The organism is Roseiarcus fermentans (assembly GCF_003315135.1).
GTDB lineage: Bacteria > Pseudomonadota > Alphaproteobacteria > Rhizobiales > Beijerinckiaceae > Roseiarcus > Roseiarcus fermentans.
Map to the genome: position 1 here is coordinate 108,227 of NZ_QNRK01000016.1, position 16,274 is coordinate 124,500.

Consider the following 16,274-nt stretch of genomic DNA (forward strand, 5'->3'; position numbering starts at 1 on the left):
CCACTTCATTGACTCCAAAGCCCACAGGCCGCCGATTGCTTCTCAACGTAAACTGGTCCAGTTCGCAGAATGCCTTGACAGTAGTAGGTATAGTGCATCTGACCGATCAAATCTTTGTGCGATTCTTCCCACATTCCTTTGCTCGGGTCGCCTGAGCCAGGAAGTAGATCTATACGCGCATTTGGATTGCCGCCTAACGTCGACACAATCAATTTAGCACATTCATCCGATTCATTGTGGCCTCCGGGTAGTTCGCCGCTGTTCGAGGTCCAAGGCGTCTCCGAGCTCCATCTCTCGACGCCGTGAGATGGCGCGCGACACGACGCGTAGCAGGCATTGTCATAAGGAACGCCTACATCGATGCCGACGCGAACACCCCTCTTCTTCAAAAGATTCAAAGCAAGCGCGATTGGTATCAGATCATTGTTGCCGCCAGCAGGCGTGCCGCTGTGAACAAGCCCAATTACGTTTCCAGATTCGTTGAATACCGGACCGCCACTGTAGCCGTTCCGAAGAAAACCGTCGGCCTTATAGAGCCCGTCCGGCGTAGAAACATTGTTGATGTTAATTTGTGCCGGAGTGAGGCCGTCCTGGCCTGGGAAGCCGATCACCAGCGCCCGGTCCAGCGGATGAACGTCTGCCGTTGTCATGGTCACCGCATAACGACACGATGCCGATTGCGGGAGTTGCCACGCCGCGACGTCCGATGCTTCATCTATTTCGCGTGACTGAAGCGGAAAACGCGTTCCTTGCCTCTGACCGATTACTGCCCATAGGGTTTGCCCGGCAGCAGGTTTGATATGAGCGGCCGTGACGATATAGCCGTCGTGAGAGACGATAAAACCTGTTCCGCTATCGATAAATTGCCCGGCCGAGTCGGTGACTTCAAGATATACAGTTCCATGAGTGTTGTTCGCGAGAATGTCGCTTGCGGTTGCAGCGAGACCTGGACACGCGAGCATGCTCAGTAAGGTAGCAAGAAAGCTCCTCAAGCGGAGACCTCCTATACGATCGAAAAGTAGCCGTTAAGCTTATAGATGCAAGCAACGTATTCCCCGCCTACATGGCGGTGGACATCAAACGGCGTTGTCAGGAATTGCCGCTCAGAAATGATGCTGGAATGCCCATCTGCCGACTGGTTTCCTCCAATGACTCGGATTGTGTTTGCGCCTGTCGTTTCTTCGAAAAAAGCGACGTGTCCGATACCGAGACTCTTGCCGGATTGCTTATCATAGCAGGTGAACACGACCAGGTCCCCCTGTTTAGGAGTGTCAACGCGTGGAAGGATCCCCGAATTAGCGAAGGATTGGGAGGCTGCGCTGTTGGTGCCCTTCTTATTGTTGCGCTCGATGCACCAGTTCACAAAGGCAGCGCACCAATCTACCATATCGTTATTCACGCGAAGGCTGGTAGCGGAGAAAAATTCCTTGACGAGCGGGTTCCACGCTTGCGGGGCCGGCCATTGTGAGATGGCGTCTGGATCGCTTTTGGCAAAGCGCGTGATGAAGCTCTTGGCGACATCAAATGCCGTGGGCCCCTTGGGGGTCGCATTGATGATGGCTGCGGCCTTGGAACGCTGGGCTTCGGTAGGAGGGCTGTAGCCAAACAGCTCTTCGTTATCAATCGAGTCAATGGGCGGAAACGCGAGCTGCTGAAAGGGAGTGTCTTGGCCGACGATGGGATCGGTCTCGTCGGCATGTGCGACGAGCGACCGCAGAACAAAAGGGGCGGCCAGCATGGAAAAATTGATAATACGGCGCGAGATCATGTCCTAACCTCCCAATTATGTCTACGTCACTAGTCATGGTATCGCAAACGCGGCGGTGCCTGAAGGCTTAGAGAAGGCAGGTACCTGAAAGAGAAAGTGGTTCAAGCCAATAATCTTAAATTCCTTATAGCGCCGAGCAGATGCTGGGGTTCTTCTCAACGTAGGCTTGCACCTGGCGCAACATAAGATCACAATTAGGATGCAACTCTACTTGATGATGGATGATCGGTCCGAACTCTCCATTCTCTTTTGTTGGGCCCGCGTGTGTACGAAGAACGACCACCCCGAATTCGATCGCGAAAGCTGGGCAACTCTTTGTCAGCTTTTGCCAGTCCAATCCCGGCGGCTGCCCGACCGGATTGCTGTCTGCGTCTGGACAATGGGGATTCTGGCTTTTCCGAACTCGGCAAACGATTCCCTTGAATTCGTCACGCAAGCAACCGCTCTTGTCAGTGGTGTAACGAGCAAATAACATCCCAAGCGATGGACTGTATTTTTGCGCGCCGTAGGAGGTTTGGAAGAGACCGGCCTCGGCGCTATTGCCGTCGTTGAAACAGGCGCTGACGTCGCGCCCTTCGCAATATTCACCCGAACTCTCCCGCATGCCGAGCCCGACCAGAAGCGTATACGCATGGCGAAGCGTATCCACGCCGGCCACGTCGTTGCGCATTCCAGCGGCCTCGAAATCCTGCTGGTAGACGACCAAGCCGTCCCCGTCGCCCTGCGCGGCGCCGGCCGCACTTGAAGCAACTTGCACATCCGCACGTTCAGGATGGCATACAGCGCGTGCGAAGATCTGGGCGACACCGGGAATGTAGCCGGCCGGCGGTTTTCCTCGTCCCTTCCAACTGTAGGCCGCACATTCGGACTTCGACGCGATATCGCGGATATTTGCGAGGCCGCCTAGAGCCGCTCGCTGCGCGGCCTCCTGCGCGAAGGAGCCGGCCGCCAGCACCATCCAAAGCAACGCCGAAATGATGGAAAGCCTAATTTTACGCATCACAGATCACTTCTGATATATCAGCGGTATTTAATAACGGATGGATCGCCTAGTCAACATTCATTTCATCACGTCTGGGCAGCAGACGACCGCGTGTTTCGTGAAGTTTGTTGTAGGCGTATTGTCGCTTGTGCAACTCCAGGTTCAAGTTCACTGCCTGATCACATTCGCCCAGGGTCGGAGCGGCGTGATCACGAGGACCCTCCAGAACGGCAAATAATGGCACCCTGCTGACGTACTTGAGCGATCGGGACCGGGAGCAAAAGACCCCATTTGTCGCGTTCGCCAAGCCACCGGCCTACGCCCGCTATGTGCGCAGTCCAGCCGTAGCCGACTCGGCGGCCGAAAGCGCACACTTGGCGCAATGCTGCCTTGTGATTCACGCCCGGTTCGGCGCGGAAACTGAGAATCCGGGGCAAAGAAGACCCGAAGGCGTCTTCGGCGAGCGTGCGACTCCCTGGCCCGGGTTATCGCTTCTCGGCCGCCCTGCGGAGGGCGCCGCGGCCGCGCGAACAGGGGAACGAACAACGTGTTGCGAAAAACGGAAATATAGACTATAGTATTTCGATTGGGCGAGATCGTTGCGCGCGGTCGCGCTCCGCTGTTTGAACCGTCGAGAGCGACGCGCTCGGTTTCCGGCTCTGGCCCGAGCGGAGCCAAACGCGGCGATTCGCGTGGAAATTCCGTCGCAAACGGCTGAAAGCGCTGAAAACAGGCCAAACCGTTCGGCCGCCGAGCGAAAGGCGGCGCGGGCTGACGGCGGATGCGGCGCCCAGATCGCCCGGCTCGACGGGTGGAACCGAAGCTGACGCCTGCGGGAGAAGAGGAATCCGCCCGGAAATTCCGCGGCATGCCATTGAAAACCTTGAAAACGCGCCCGGCTGTCGGGCGCCCCGAGAGAGAAGCCGGCGACAAGAGGGCGTCCGACGGCGGCGGCGCGAGTTTCGGACAGGTTTGGGCGCCCAAGTCCCTGAAAGGATGGCGCGCGCGCCAGGACTGCACGCCGCCCCGGAGACCGGCGTTCGGATCGCTTGCTCCTGCGCTCACGCCGACGCGTCCAGCCACGCCTGCGGGGCCTTGCCCGCTTCCCGACCGCCCGCGAGGGTCACGCACAGGTCGGCCATGCTGGCGAGATTGTGGATCGGGCGGAAGGCGTCGACATGCGGCAGGATCGCCCGCACCCCTTGCGCGCGCGCCGAGAATCCGTCGAACCGCAGCAGCGGGTTGACCCAGATGACGCGGCGGCTCGACCTCTTGAGCCGCTCGACCGCGCGGCCGAGCTCGCCGACCCCCTCGCGCTCGAGACCGTCGGTGAACAGAATCACGATCGCGCCCTGCCCCAGCACCCGCCGCGCCCAGTCGCGGTTGAAGCGTGTGAGGGCGTCGCCGATGCGGGTTCCGCCCGACCAGTCGAGCGCCAGCTTCGAGCACTGGGCGAGCGCCGCGTCGGGGTCGCGGGCGCGCATCGCCCGGGTGACGTTGGTCAGCCGCGTTCCGAACAGAAAGGTCGAAACCCGCCGCGTCTCGCCCAGCGCGTGGAGAAAGTGAAGGAACAGCCGGGTGTATTCGCTCATCGAGCCGGATATGTCGCACAGCGCCACCACCGGCGGGGCGCGCTCGAGCGGCGCCCGGAAGGCGAGGGCGATCGGGCCGCCCGGCTGCAGCGACCGCCGGAAGCTGCGGCGCGGGTCGATCCGGGCGCGGCCCGCGCTCGGCGCCAGACGCCTCAGGCGGCGGCGGTCGTCCGGCATGACCATCGCCCGGATCAGCTTGCGCGCCGCCTCGATCTCCGCCGCCGTCATCTGAGCGAAGTCCTTGGCGCGCAAGATCTCCTGGTCGGACACGGTGAAGCGGGCGTCGAGGTCGATCGACGGGGCGGGCTTCTCCTCGACCGGCTTCGACTTGAACAGCGCGTCGGCGACCCGCGTCGCGCCGGCTTCGGCGGACCTGGGCTTGCGCTCGCCCGGCGCCTGCGGCGACATCATCGCGATCAGCTTTTCCAGCAGGCCCCTGCGCCGCCAAAAGATCTCGAACGCCTGATCGAACAGCAGGCTGTGCTCGTGCTTCTTGACGAACACCGCATGCAGCGTGGTGTAGAAATCGCGCCGGTCGCCGAAGCCCGCGGCCTCGACCGCGGCGAGGGCGTCGAGCACCGCGCCGGGCCCGAGCGGCACGCCCGCCTCGCGCAGGGCGCGGGCGAAATGCACGATGTTTTGCGCCAGCGCGCCGCCGCCGGTGGGCGCTGGGGTGGAAAGGTCGGTCATGACGTGGCGCAACCCCCGTCATTGCGAGCGAAGCGAAGCAACCCATACACAGTGGGCGAAGGTTGCATGGATGGCTTCGTCGCTGCGCTCCTCGCCATGACGGCCATGGCTACAGCGAGCTCCCCAGCTCCGCCCGGCGGATCTCCGCCCGGGTCTCGTCGATCAGGGTCTGCGCCGTCGCCCCCTCGATCTTGGCGATGTCGTCCTGGTACTTCAGCAGCACGCCGAGCGTGTCCGACACCTGCGTCGGGTCGAGCGCGAAGGCGTCGAGCTCGGTCAGCGCCGAGGCCCAGTCGAGCGTCTCGGCGACGCCGGGCGACTTGAACAGGTCGAGCTTGCGCAGCCGCTGGACGAAGGCGACCAGTTCCCGGGTGAGCCCTTCGGGGGCGTGCGGCGCCTTGGCGCGCACGATCGCCATCTCGCGCGCCGCGTCCGGGTACCCGACCCAGTGATAGAGGCAGCGCCGCTTGAGCGCGTCGTGGATTTCGCGCGTGCGATTGGAGGTGATGACCACGATCGGCGTCTCCGGCGCCTTGATCACGCCGAGCTCGGGGATCGTCACCTGGAAGTCGGACAGGACTTCGAGCAGGAACGCCTCGAACGCCTCGTCGGCGCGGTCGATCTCGTCGATCAGCAGCACCGGAGCGCCGGCGACGTTGGGCTCCATCGCCTGCAGCAGCGGCCGCTTGATGAGATAGCGCTCCGAGAACACGTCGTGCTCGATCCGCTCCTTGTCGTGCTCGCCGGCGGCCTCGCTGAGCCGGATCGCCATCATCTGCGCGGTATAGTTCCATTCGTAGACCGCGGTCGCGACGTCCAGGCCCTCGTAGCATTGCAGGCGGATCAGCCGGCGGCCGAGGGTCGAAGCGAGGACCTTGGCGATCTCGGTCTTGCCGACGCCGGCCTCGCCCTCGAGGAACAGCGGCCGCCCGAGCCTGAGCGCGAGGAACAGGACCGTCGCCAGCGACCGGTCGGCGACGTAGTGCGCGGCGCGCAGCAACGCCTGCGTCTCGTCGATGGAGGTCGGCAGGCGCAGCGGTTCGTTCGACAAGGAAGCCTCCATCAGAATGCGTCGCCGCGCCGTCGCGCGCGGGCGGGGTCGGCGCCGCTCATCGCCAGACTTTCCACCACGGCCGGTGCGGGGCGGCGACCGCGAGCGACGAGAACGAGAAGCCGGCGCACGGCGTGTCGAGCAGGGTTTCGCCGGTATCGGGCCGCTGGCCCGTCAGCCGTTCGAAGATCCTGAACACGTATTCCTCTCCGACCTGGTCTTCACTCATGGCCTCGCCGGCAAAGTCGGGCAGCCGGTAGACGCGCCGTCCCTCGCCGTCGAGCGTCGATCTGGCGAGCAACTCCCGTTCCTCGGGCAGCGGGGCGCCGAAATCCTCGAATGTCCCGTCGTCGGCCGAGCCGGCCTTGCGGCGCAGCGCGACGCCGTCCCGCAACACGGCGAAGCCCCACAGGTTGACGACGCTGTGGAGAGTCGCCGCGGCGATCTCGCCGCCCGGGAAGCGGCGGGCAAGCGCCTGCACGAACGGCGCCGCCCCCGGCTTGAAGACCTCGCCGCAAAGCCCCCGGGCCGAGATCATCAGGCACTCGCCGGCGCCGCCGATCCAGACCTCGCCCGTCTTCGGCCAGATCGCCGCTTCGAACGGGCGTTCCCCGAGCGGCGTCAGATCCGAAAATCCGAGGCTGCCCAGGAGAGCTTGCGCGTCGGCGCCAACATGCGCCGGGCGGATGAGAACCGTGTCCGTCTTCCAGCCCATCGGCGCCGCCTCATCGCCCAGACCCTCGCCCGAGCCGATGTACCGGCCTCGCGGCCCGATGTCCAAAGCCGCGACGACGCCGTGAGTGGGGAGGGGCGGCGTCTCGCCGCCCCGGGCGGCTCAGCCGGCCGCCGCCACCGCCCGCTTCGCCAGCACGCCGATCAGATGGGCGCGGTAGTCGGCGTCGGCGTGGAGGTCCGAGTTGAGCCCGTCGGCCGGAACGGACAGCCCGTCGAGGGCGGACGGCGAAAAATTCGCGCTCAGCGCCGTCTCGAACGAGTCGACCCGGAACACGCCGCTCTCGCCCGAGCCCGTGACCGCGACGCGCACGCCGTCCGCGGTCTTGGCGACGAACACGCCGACGAGGGCGTAGCGCGAGGCGGGGCTGGGGAATTTGACGTAGGCCGCCTTCTGCGGAATGGGGAAGCTCACCTTGGTGATCAGTTCGCCCGGCTCCAGCGCCGTCTCGAACAGACCGGTAAAATAGTCCTCGGCGGCGATCCGGCGCCGGTCGGTGACGATCGTCGCCCCGAGCGCGAGCGCGGCGCCGGGATAGTCGGCGGCGGGGTCGTTGTTGGCGAGCGAGCCGCCGAGGGTGCCGCGATTGCGGACCTGCGGATCGCCGATGCCGCCGGCGAGCGCCGCCAGCGCCGGGATCGCGCCCGCGACGACCGGACTCTGGGCGACGTCGATGTGCCGGGTCATGGCGCCGATCACGACGGCGTCGCCGTCGCGGGCAATCCCGGACAGCTCCGGCACGCCGCTGAGCTCGACGAGCGCGGAGGGCGAGGCCAGGCGCTGCTTCATCGTCGGCAGCAGGGTCTGGCCGCCGGCGAGCGGCTTGGCGTCGGCGTTCTCGAGGTCGGCGAGCGCGCCGGCGAGCGTTGTCGGCCGATGATATTCAAAAGCGTACATGGGGACGTCTCCGAATGGGTTGGGGGAGGCGGCCTCGGGCCGCCTCCGGCTCGATTCACTCCGCGGCGCGCTTCAGCGGGGCCTTCTGCGTGGCGCGCCAGACGACCTGTGGGGTCGCCGGCATCGTCACGTCCTCGTGGCCGAGGGCGTCGGTGATCGCGTTGATCACCGCCGGGGGCGAGGCGATCGCGCCCGCTTCGCCGCAGCCCTTGATGCCGAGCGGGTTCGAGGGGCAGGGCGTCTCGATCGTGTCGATGGTGAACGAGGGCAGGTTGTCGGCGCGCGGCATGCAGTAGTCCATGTAGCTCGCGGTCAAGAGCTGGCCGTCGTCGTTGTAGACCGCGCCCTCGAGCAGGGCCTGGCCGATGCCCTGGGCGATGCCGCCGTGGACCTGGCCGTGCACCACCATCGGGTTGATCAGCTTGCCGAAGTCGTCGACCGCGGTGTAGCGGTCGACCTTGACCACGCCGGTTTCGGGATCGATCTCGACCTCGCAGATGTGCACGCCGGCCGGGAAGGTGAAGTTGGTCGGATCCCAGAACGCGCTTTCCTTCAGGCCGGGCTCGAGCTCCTGCCCGTTGAACTTGTGCGCGACATAGGCCTGCAACGCCACCGAGCCGAAGTCGATCGACTTGTCGGTGCCCTTGACGGTGAACTTGCCGTCCTTGAACTCGATGTCCTGGTCGGAGGCCTCGAGGACGTGGCCGGCGACCTTCTTCGCCTTGGCCTCGATCTTGTCGAGCGCCTTGACGATCGCCGACATGCCGACCGCGCCCGAGCGCGATCCATAGGTGCCCATGCCCATCTGCACCTTGTCGGTGTCGCCGTGGACGATCGAGACGTTGCCGATCGGGATGCCGAGGCGGTCGGACACGAGCTGGGCGAAGGTCGTCTCGTGGCTCTGGCCGTGGCTGTGCGAGCCGGTCAGGATCTCGACCGTGCCGATCGGATTGACGCGCACCTCGGCCGATTCCCACAGGCCGACGCCCGCGCCGAGCGAGCCGACCGCGGCCGACGGCGCAATGCCGCAGGCCTCGATGAAGGCCGAGAAGCCGACGCCGCGCAGCTTGCCTTTCGCCGCCGAGGCCGCCTTGCGGGCGCCCACGCCCTTGTAGTCGGCGAGCGCCAGCGCCTTGTCGAGCGCCTGGGCGTAGTCGCCGACGTCGTAGGCCATGATCACCGGCGTCTGGTGCGGGAACTGGGTGACGAAATTCTGCCGGCGGAACTCGGCCGGGTCGCGCCCGGTCTCGCGCGCCGCCAGTTCGACCAGCCGCTCGATGACGAAGGTCGCTTCCGGGCGGCCCGCGCCGCGATAGGCGTCGACCGGCGCGGTGGTGGTGTAGACCGCGTCGACCTCGGCATAGATCGCCGGGATGTCGTACTGGCCCGAGAGCAGCGGCGCGTACAGGTAGGTCGGCACCGAGGACGCGAACGTCGACAGGTACGAACCCATGTTGGCGATGGTGTGGACGCGCACGCCGGTCATCCGGCCGCTGGCGTCGAGCGCCAGCTCGGCGTGGGTGACGTGGTCGCGGCCGTGCGCGTCGGACAGGAAGGCTTCCGTGCGGTCGGCGGTCCACTTGACCGGGCGGTCGATCTTCTTGGCCGCCCAGGCGCACACCGTCTCCTCGGCGTAGATGAAGATCTTCGAGCCGAAGCCGCCGCCGACGTCGGGCGCGATGACGCGCAGCTTGTGCTCGGGAGCGAGGCCGATGAAGGCGGAGAGCACCAGCCGCGCGACGTGCGGGTTCTGGCTGGTGGTGTAGAGCGTGATCGTGTCGGTGCCGGAATCGTAGTCGCCGACCGCCGCGCGCGGCTCCATGGCGTTCGGGATCAGGCGGTTGTTGACGAGGTCGAGCTTCGTCACGTGGGCAGCCGCGGCGAAGGCCGCTTCGGTCGCGGCCTTGTCGCCGAGATGCCAGTTGAAGCAGGTGTTGTTCGGCGCGGCGTCATGAACCTGCGCCTGGTCGGCCTCGGCCGCCTTGGCCGGGTCGACGACCGCGGGAAGCGGCGTGTAGTCGACGACGATCTGCTCGCCCGCGTCGCGCGCCTGAGCGTAGGTGTCGGCGATCACGACGGCGACGTGGTCGCCGACGTAGCGCACCTTGCCCTGCGCCAGCGCCGGATGGGCGCCGGCCTGCATCGGCGAGCCGTCCTTCGAGTGGATCATCCAGCCGCAGATCAGTCCGCCGACCTTGTCGGCGGCGATGTCGTCGCCGGTGAAGATCGCGACCACGCCCGGCGCTTTCAGCGCCTCGGAGGCGTCGATCTTGTCGATCGTGGCGTGGGCGTGCGGCGAGCGCAGGAAATAGGCGAAGGCCTGCCCCGGACGGTTGACGTCGTCGACGTAGCGGCCCTTGCCGGTGATGAAGCGGATGTCTTCGAGGCGTTTGACCGAGGCCCCGATGCCTGTCGCGCTCATGGTGTCTGTCTCCCTGAAACGTGTCGATTGAAGGCTGTTGGTTACTCGGCGGCCTGGGCGGTCGCCGCGGCGCCCATTTCGCGCGCGCCCTGCGCGACAGACCTGACGATGTTGTGGTAGCCGGTGCAGCGGCAGATGTTGCCCTCGAGCTCGTGGCGGATCGTCGCCTCGTCGAGGTCGGGACCGCAACGGTTCACCATGTCGACGGAAGCCATGATCATGCCCGGCGTGCAGAAGCCGCACTGCAGGCCGTGGTTGTCCTGGAACGCCTGCTGCATCGGGTGCAGCTTGCCTGCCTTTGCCAGGCCTTCGATCGTGGTGACGGTCGAGCCGTTGCAGCTGATCGCCAGCGTCGTGCACGACTTGATCGCCGCGCCGTCGACGTGAACGGTGCAGGCGCCGCACTGCGACGTGTCGCAGCCGACGTGCGTCCCGGTCAGGCGCAGCGTGTCGCGCAGAAACTGGACGAGCAGCGTCCTGGGGTCGATCTCGGCCGAGACGTTGCGGCCGTTGACGGTCATCGAGACGTGAACCATTCCCAAATCCTCCTGAACCATGATTTTTTCTTGGGTGACGAAACGGACGCGGCCGGGGCGGCGGCCGCCGGGAGCGAACCGGCCGCCTCAGCGGGCGGCGCCCCGACCGGGGCTCGCCCCGGATCGAGCGGCGCGGCCGCATGCGGCTCGGCGGCGGAGAAATGGTGGGTGACGTGCGCCTCGGCGTGGGCCGGATGCGCCTGCGCCGCCTCGAGCGAGGCGACCCGGGTGGCGGCCTCGGCGAACCCGGCGAAGAACTTGTCGGCCATGCCCTTGGCGACGCCGTCGATCAGGCGCGAGCCGAGCTGGGCGATCTTGCCTCCGACGTGGGCCTCGACGTCGTAGCTGAGCAGGGTTCCGCCCTCGACGTCGGCGAGCGAAACCTTGGCCCCGCCCTTGGCGAAGCCGGCGATGCCGCCTTCTCCTTCGCCGGCGATGGTGTAGCCGACGTCGGGAACGATGTCGGAAAACGCCACCTTGCCTTTGAAAGTCGCAGAAACCGGGCCGATCTTGACCTTGGCGACCGCCGCGTAGCCGTCACCGACCCGTTCGAGCGACTGGCAGCCGGGAATGCACGCCTTCAACACGTCCGGGTCGTTGAGCAGCGCCCAGACCGTCGGCCGCGGAGCCGGAAGAGTCGCCTCCCCGGTCATCGTCATCGCCATGAACCGTCTCCTCCCGGCGCGGACAAGCGCCCATGCGCCGCCGCGTTTCCTCGAGGCGCCTTCGTCGACGGCGCTTTATCATCGCGTCGTCGCGGCGAACCGCCCGGAACGCGTGTATAGGTTTGATTTCGTACTCTGTCGTCGGCGCCAAAGTCCATATCCTTCGATCGGCGCCGTTATTCTTTGTCGAATATATCGAGGCGGGCGCGGGCGGCGCCGATCGACTGGATATATACACGCAAACATGTCGCGCCGGCGGCCGGGGCGGCGGGTCGGGCGGACCGGCCGCGCCCGTTTGACTCCGCCGCGCGCCGCGCGCCGCTTGAACCCCGGAATGCGACGCGTTAAGCGCTAGGGAGGCGGCTCGATCATGACGACAGGATGACAGGACGGCCGGACTTCGGAGATGGCACGGTTCCTGCGAGAGCGCCGGGGGAAAACGAAGGGGACGGTTGGCGTATGGATAACTTCCTCCAGCAGCTCATCAACGGGCTGACGCTCGGATCGATCTACGGACTCATCGCCATCGGCTACACGATGGTTTACGGCATCATCGGCATGGTGAATTTCGCCCACGGCGACCTGTTCATGCTGTCGGCCTTCATCGCCCTGATCCTCTTCATGATCCTCACCCAGATTCTTCATCTGGGCTCGCTTCCGATCGCCTTCTTCGTCGTGCTGGTGGGGGCGATGGCGCTGACGGGACTGTGGAACTGGACGATCGAGCGGCTGGCGTACCGGCCGCTGAGAGGGTCCTTCCGCCTCGCGCCGCTGATCTCGGCGATCGGCATGTCGATCTTTTTGTCGAATTTCGTTCAGGTGGTGCAGGGGCCACGCAACAAGCCGGCGCCGCAATTGCCCAACCACGTCTTCAACCTCACCGACGGACTGGGCGGCGCCAAGGGCGCCTATTCGGTGACGCTGTCGGTTCGCCAGATCCTGATCATGGTCGTGACCACGGTCCTCCTCGCCGCCTTCTGGTATCTCGTCCAGCATACCTCGCTCGGACGCGCCCAGCGCGCCTGCGAGCAGGACCGCAAGATGGCGGCGCTGCTCGGAATCGACGTCGACGCCACGATCTCGATCACCTTCATCATCGGCGCGGCGCTGGCGGCGGTCGCGGGCGTGATGTTCGTCATGTACTACGGGGTGGTCAATTTCGCCGACGGGTTCGTCCCCGGCGTCAAGGCGTTCACCGCCGCGGTGCTCGGCGGCATCGGGTCGCTTCCCGGCGCCGTGCTCGGCGGCCTGCTGATCGGCCTGATCGAGGTGTTCTGGTCGTCCTACTTCACCACCGACTACAAGGATGTGGCGGCGTTCATGATTCTCGCCATCACGTTGATCTTCATGCCCTCCGGCATCCTCGGGCGGCCCGAAGTGGAGAAGGTCTGACCATGACCGCCGCGCCGCAATCCAAGCCGCTCGCGGATCCGGACGCAAAAGCCGCGCCCTCGATCGTTCCCGCGCTGCGCAACGCTTTCGCCGCCGCGCTGGTCGCTTTCGGGCTCTGCTTCCCGATCATCAGCTACCACGCCGAATCCAACATCAACAACGAACTGGTGCTGGTCAGCCGGTGGCCGCTGTCGCTCGGCATCGCTGCGGTGGTCTTCCTGTTCTTCTTTTTCCGCCAGGTGTCGCCGCCGGACTGGCGCGTCTGGTTCGACCGGGTCGGCGCGGTGGCGGCCGGCGGCATGGGCGGCGCGCTCGCCGAATCGGCCGCCGAAGGGGAGGGGACCGCCGCGCCGTCGAAGGCCCGGACGCGGTTCTCCGAGTGGTTCGGGCCGTTCGCGCTCGGCGTCGTGATCCTGTTCCCGCTGATCATGCTCGGGCTGCTCGGGCCGAACGGCTCGCTGAAATGGATCAACAACTACGGCATCCAGATCATGATCTACGTCATGCTGGGTTGGGGGCTGAACATCGTGGTCGGCCTCGCCGGGCTGCTCGACCTCGGCTACGTCGCCTTCTACGCGGTCGGCGCCTATTCCTACGCCCTGCTCTCGACCACCCTCGGGCTGTCGTTCTGGATCTGCCTGCCGCTCGCCGGCATCCTGGCGGCGATGTGGGGCGTCATCCTCGGCTTCCCCGTCCTGCGCCTGCGCGGCGACTATCTCGCGATCGTCACGCTCGCCTTCGGCGAGATCATCCGCCTCGTGCTGATCAACTGGGTCGACTTCACCAACGGCTACGCCGGCATCTCCGGCATCCCGCACGTCACCTTCTTCGGCATTCCGTTCAACGACGAAGACAACGGTTTCTCGGCGATCTTCCATCTGCCCTTTTCGCCGATCTACCGCACCATCTTCCTGTTCTATCTCATTCTGGCGCTCGCGCTGCTGACCAACTTCATCACGCTGCGGCTGCGCCGGCTGCCGATCGGCCGCGCCTGGGAGGCCTTGCGCGAGGACGAGATCGCCTGCCGCTCGCTCGGCATCAACACCACCAACACCAAGCTCACCGCCTTCGCGCTGGGCGCCATGTTCGGCGGCTTCGCCGGTTCGTTCTTCGCGGTGCGCCAGGGCTTCGTCAGCCCGGAGAGCTTCACCTTCATGGAATCGGCGACCATCCTCGCCATCGTCGTGCTCGGCGGCATGGGCTCGCAGCTCGGCGTCGCGATCGCCGCCGCGGTAATGATCGGCGCGCCCGAGCTGATGCGCGAGCTCGACTGGATGAAGAAGATTTTCGGCGAGGACTTCGACCCGACGCAGTACCGCATGCTGCTGTTCGGGGCGGCCATGGTGGTGATGATGATCTGGAAGCCGCGCGGTCTCGTGTCGACCCGCTCCCCCTCGATATTCCTGAAGGAACGCAAGGCCGTGTCCGGCGATCTGGTCAAGGAAGGGCACGGCTGATGAACTGGCTCACGAGCCCGCTCCTGACCGTCGAGAACCTCACCATGCGGTTCGGCGGCCTCATCGCGGTCAACGCCTTCTCGTTCACTGTCGGACGCGGCGACATCACCGCGCTGATCGGACCGAACGGCGCCGGCAAGACGACCGTGTTCAACTGCGTCACCGGCTTCTACAAGCCGACCGAGGGCCGGCTCGCGCTCGCGCGGGACGGCGTCGTCACCCGCGAGGCGATCGAAGCCGCCACCCACGCCAGCGGGCGCCACGCGGCGACCGCGACCGGCGAACTGTTCCTGCTCGAGCGCATGCCGGATTTCGAGATCTCGCGAAAGGCCCGCGTCGCGCGCACGTTCCAGAACATTCGTCTGTTTCAGGGCATGACGGTGCTGGAGAATCTTCTGGTCGCGCACCACAACCCGCTGATGAAGGCGAGCGGCATGACCGTGCTCGGCCTGATCGGCGCGCCGAGCTACCGCCGGCGCGAGGCGGAGGTGGTCGAGCACGCGAAATACTGGCTCGACAAGATCGGCCTGATCGACCGGGCCGACGATCCGGCCGGCGAGCTCCCCTACGGCGCGCAGCGCAGGCTCGAGATCGCCCGCGCCATGTGCACCGATCCAGTGCTGCTGTGCCTCGACGAGCCGGCGGCCGGCCTCAACCCGCGCGAATCGGCGGACCTGAGCGCGCTGCTGCGCTCGATCCGCGCCGATCACAAGACCTCGGTGCTGCTGATCGAACACGACATGTCGGTCGTGATGCAGATTTCGGATCATGTCGTCGTGCTCGACTACGGGGTCAAGATCGCCGACGGCACCCCCGCCGAGGTGCGCGCCGACCCCAAGGTGATCGCCGCCTATCTCGGCGTCGCCGACGAGGAAGAGCTGGAAACGATCGAGAAGGAGCTCGAGCAATGACCGGAGCGACCGCGGACGCCGCGCCGCTTCTGCAATTGCGCGGCGTCGAGACCTTCTACGGCAAGATCCAGGCGCTCAAGGGCATCGACATCGACGTCAACTCCGGCGAGATCGTCACCCTGATCGGCGCCAACGGCGCCGGCAAGTCGACGACGATGATGACCATCTTCGGCGCTCCGCGCGCCCGCCGCGGCCGGGTCGTTTTCGACGGCAAGGACATCACCGCCCTGCCGACGCACCTGATCGCGCGGCTGTCGATCGCGCAGTCGCCGGAAGGCCGCCGCATCTTTCCGCGCATGACGGTGTTCGAGAACCTCCAGATGGGCGCCTCGATCAACAATTTCGCCCATTTCGACGAGGACCTCGAGCGCGTCTTCACGCTCTTTCCGCGCCTGAAGGAGCGCGCTCCGCAGCGCGGCGGCACGTTGTCGGGCGGCGAGCAGCAGATGCTGGCGATCGCGCGCGCGCTCATGAGCCGGCCACGGCTCTTGATGCTCGACGAGCCCTCGCTCGGCCTCGCGCCCCTCGTGGTCAAGCAGATCTTCGAGGTCATCGCCGACCTCAACAAGCGCGAGGGCCTGACGGTGTTCCTGGTCGAGCAGAACGCCTTCCACGCGCTCAAGCTCGCCCATCGCGGCTACGTCATGGTCAATGGCCTCGTCACCATGCAGGGCACCGGGGCCGAACTGCTGGCGCGGCCCGAAGTGCGCGCCGCCTATCTCGAGGGAGGCCACTGATGGCCGGCATCCTCTATTCCGACACGCCCTGGGGCCTCGTCACCTTCGTGCTCCTGACGCTCGTTCTCGGCGGCGCGGGCGCGTGGGCGTCGGGCCGTGCGCTGGCGCAGACCTGGCGGCCGGTGGCGATGATCCTGCTCTACATGCTGTTCCTGACCGCCGGCGTGCGCTTCCTGCATTACGCTTTATACGGGGAGCCGCTTCTGTCGGCGCAATTTTTCCTCGTCGCCTACGTCTGGAACACGCTCGTCGCCGGCTTCGGCTATCGCGCCATGCGGGCGCAGCAGATGGCGACCCAGTATTCGTGGGCCTACGAGCGCGTCGGCCTGAGCTGGCGGGCCAGGAGCGGGGCATGAGCTTCGATTCGCCCGTCCGCGCATTGCGGTTTTTTCAGGTGACTCTTTCTCGGAAACGAGAAAGGATCGGCGCCCAAGGCGGATC

14 protein-coding genes and 1 pseudogene are annotated in these 16,274 nt (G+C 65.8%); 5 read left to right on the forward strand and 10 right to left on the reverse strand.

Features of this window, described 5'->3' with window-relative positions:
- Positions 1–5: 5 nt before the first annotated feature.
- From DFR50_RS15500 to DFR50_RS32995, 10 genes and pseudogenes are all read right to left on the reverse strand, one after another.
- Positions 6–992, reverse strand: coding sequence for a S1 family peptidase (locus tag DFR50_RS15500; RefSeq protein WP_147262779.1), 987 nt, complete (start codon positions 990–992; stop codon positions 6–8).
- 11 nt (positions 993–1,003) lie between these two features.
- The gene (locus DFR50_RS15505; protein ID WP_113890189.1) at positions 1,004–1,768 is read right to left on the reverse strand and encodes a CHAP domain-containing protein; all 765 of its coding nucleotides are present in this window, start codon (positions 1,766–1,768) and stop codon (positions 1,004–1,006) included.
- Positions 1,769–1,892: 124 nt separating this feature from the next.
- Positions 1,893–2,768, reverse strand: coding sequence for a hypothetical protein (locus tag DFR50_RS31420; protein ID WP_147262780.1), 876 nt, complete (start codon positions 2,766–2,768; stop codon positions 1,893–1,895).
- A gap of 1,043 nt (positions 2,769–3,811) precedes the next feature.
- Complete coding sequence (locus DFR50_RS15520) at positions 3,812–5,032, reverse strand: vWA domain-containing protein (RefSeq protein ID WP_113890226.1); 1,221 nt, start codon at positions 5,030–5,032, stop codon at positions 3,812–3,814.
- Between the two features lie 109 nt (positions 5,033–5,141).
- Complete coding sequence (locus DFR50_RS15525) at positions 5,142–6,083, reverse strand: AAA family ATPase (protein WP_245427819.1); 942 nt, start codon at positions 6,081–6,083, stop codon at positions 5,142–5,144.
- A gap of 58 nt (positions 6,084–6,141) precedes the next feature.
- On the reverse strand, positions 6,142–6,798 hold the full coding sequence (locus tag DFR50_RS15530; protein WP_147262781.1) for a DUF6928 family protein: 657 nt from the start codon (positions 6,796–6,798) through the stop codon (positions 6,142–6,144).
- Between the two features lie 120 nt (positions 6,799–6,918).
- Positions 6,919–7,713 (reverse strand): FAD binding domain-containing protein, encoded by a 795-nt coding sequence (locus DFR50_RS15535; protein WP_113890194.1) that lies wholly within the window; start codon positions 7,711–7,713, stop codon positions 6,919–6,921.
- 55 nt (positions 7,714–7,768) lie between these two features.
- Positions 7,769–10,135, reverse strand: a complete 2,367-nt coding sequence (locus DFR50_RS15540) for a xanthine dehydrogenase family protein molybdopterin-binding subunit (protein ID WP_113890195.1) — start codon at positions 10,133–10,135, stop codon at positions 7,769–7,771.
- 41 nt (positions 10,136–10,176) lie between these two features.
- Positions 10,177–10,671: a (2Fe-2S)-binding protein gene (locus DFR50_RS15545; RefSeq protein WP_113890196.1), complete on the reverse strand. Its 495-nt coding sequence runs from the start codon at positions 10,669–10,671 to the stop codon at positions 10,177–10,179.
- A gap of 233 nt (positions 10,672–10,904) precedes the next feature.
- Positions 10,905–11,336 (reverse strand): annotated as a pseudogene (locus DFR50_RS32995) (SRPBCC family protein); the annotation flags it as partial.
- Positions 11,337–11,795: 459 nt separating this feature from the next.
- Between DFR50_RS32995 and DFR50_RS15555 the strand changes: the two are divergent.
- The 5 genes from DFR50_RS15555 to DFR50_RS15575 are packed head-to-tail and all read left to right on the forward strand — an operon-like array spanning position 11,796 to position 16,189.
- Entirely contained in the window at positions 11,796–12,728 is a 933-nt protein-coding gene (locus tag DFR50_RS15555) for a branched-chain amino acid ABC transporter permease (RefSeq protein WP_113890197.1), read from the forward strand.
- Positions 12,729–12,730: 2 nt separating this feature from the next.
- Positions 12,731–14,185, forward strand: coding sequence for a high-affinity branched-chain amino acid ABC transporter permease LivM (gene livM, locus DFR50_RS15560; RefSeq protein ID WP_113890198.1), 1,455 nt, complete (start codon positions 12,731–12,733; stop codon positions 14,183–14,185).
- Entirely contained in the window at positions 14,185–15,096 is a 912-nt protein-coding gene (locus DFR50_RS15565) for an ABC transporter ATP-binding protein (protein WP_113890199.1), read from the forward strand. The genes livM and DFR50_RS15565 overlap by 1 nt, the downstream gene beginning before the upstream one ends.
- Positions 15,093–15,833 carry an ABC transporter ATP-binding protein gene (locus tag DFR50_RS15570; RefSeq protein WP_113890200.1) on the forward strand — a complete coding sequence of 247 codons (741 nt, stop codon included), beginning with the start codon at positions 15,093–15,095 and terminating at the stop codon, positions 15,831–15,833. The genes DFR50_RS15565 and DFR50_RS15570 overlap by 4 nt, the downstream gene beginning before the upstream one ends.
- Positions 15,833–16,189: a DUF6867 family protein gene (locus tag DFR50_RS15575; RefSeq protein WP_113890201.1), complete on the forward strand. Its 357-nt coding sequence runs from the start codon at positions 15,833–15,835 to the stop codon at positions 16,187–16,189. Before DFR50_RS15570 ends, DFR50_RS15575 begins: the two co-directional genes overlap by 1 nt.
- The last annotated feature ends 85 nt before the right edge of the window (positions 16,190–16,274 follow it).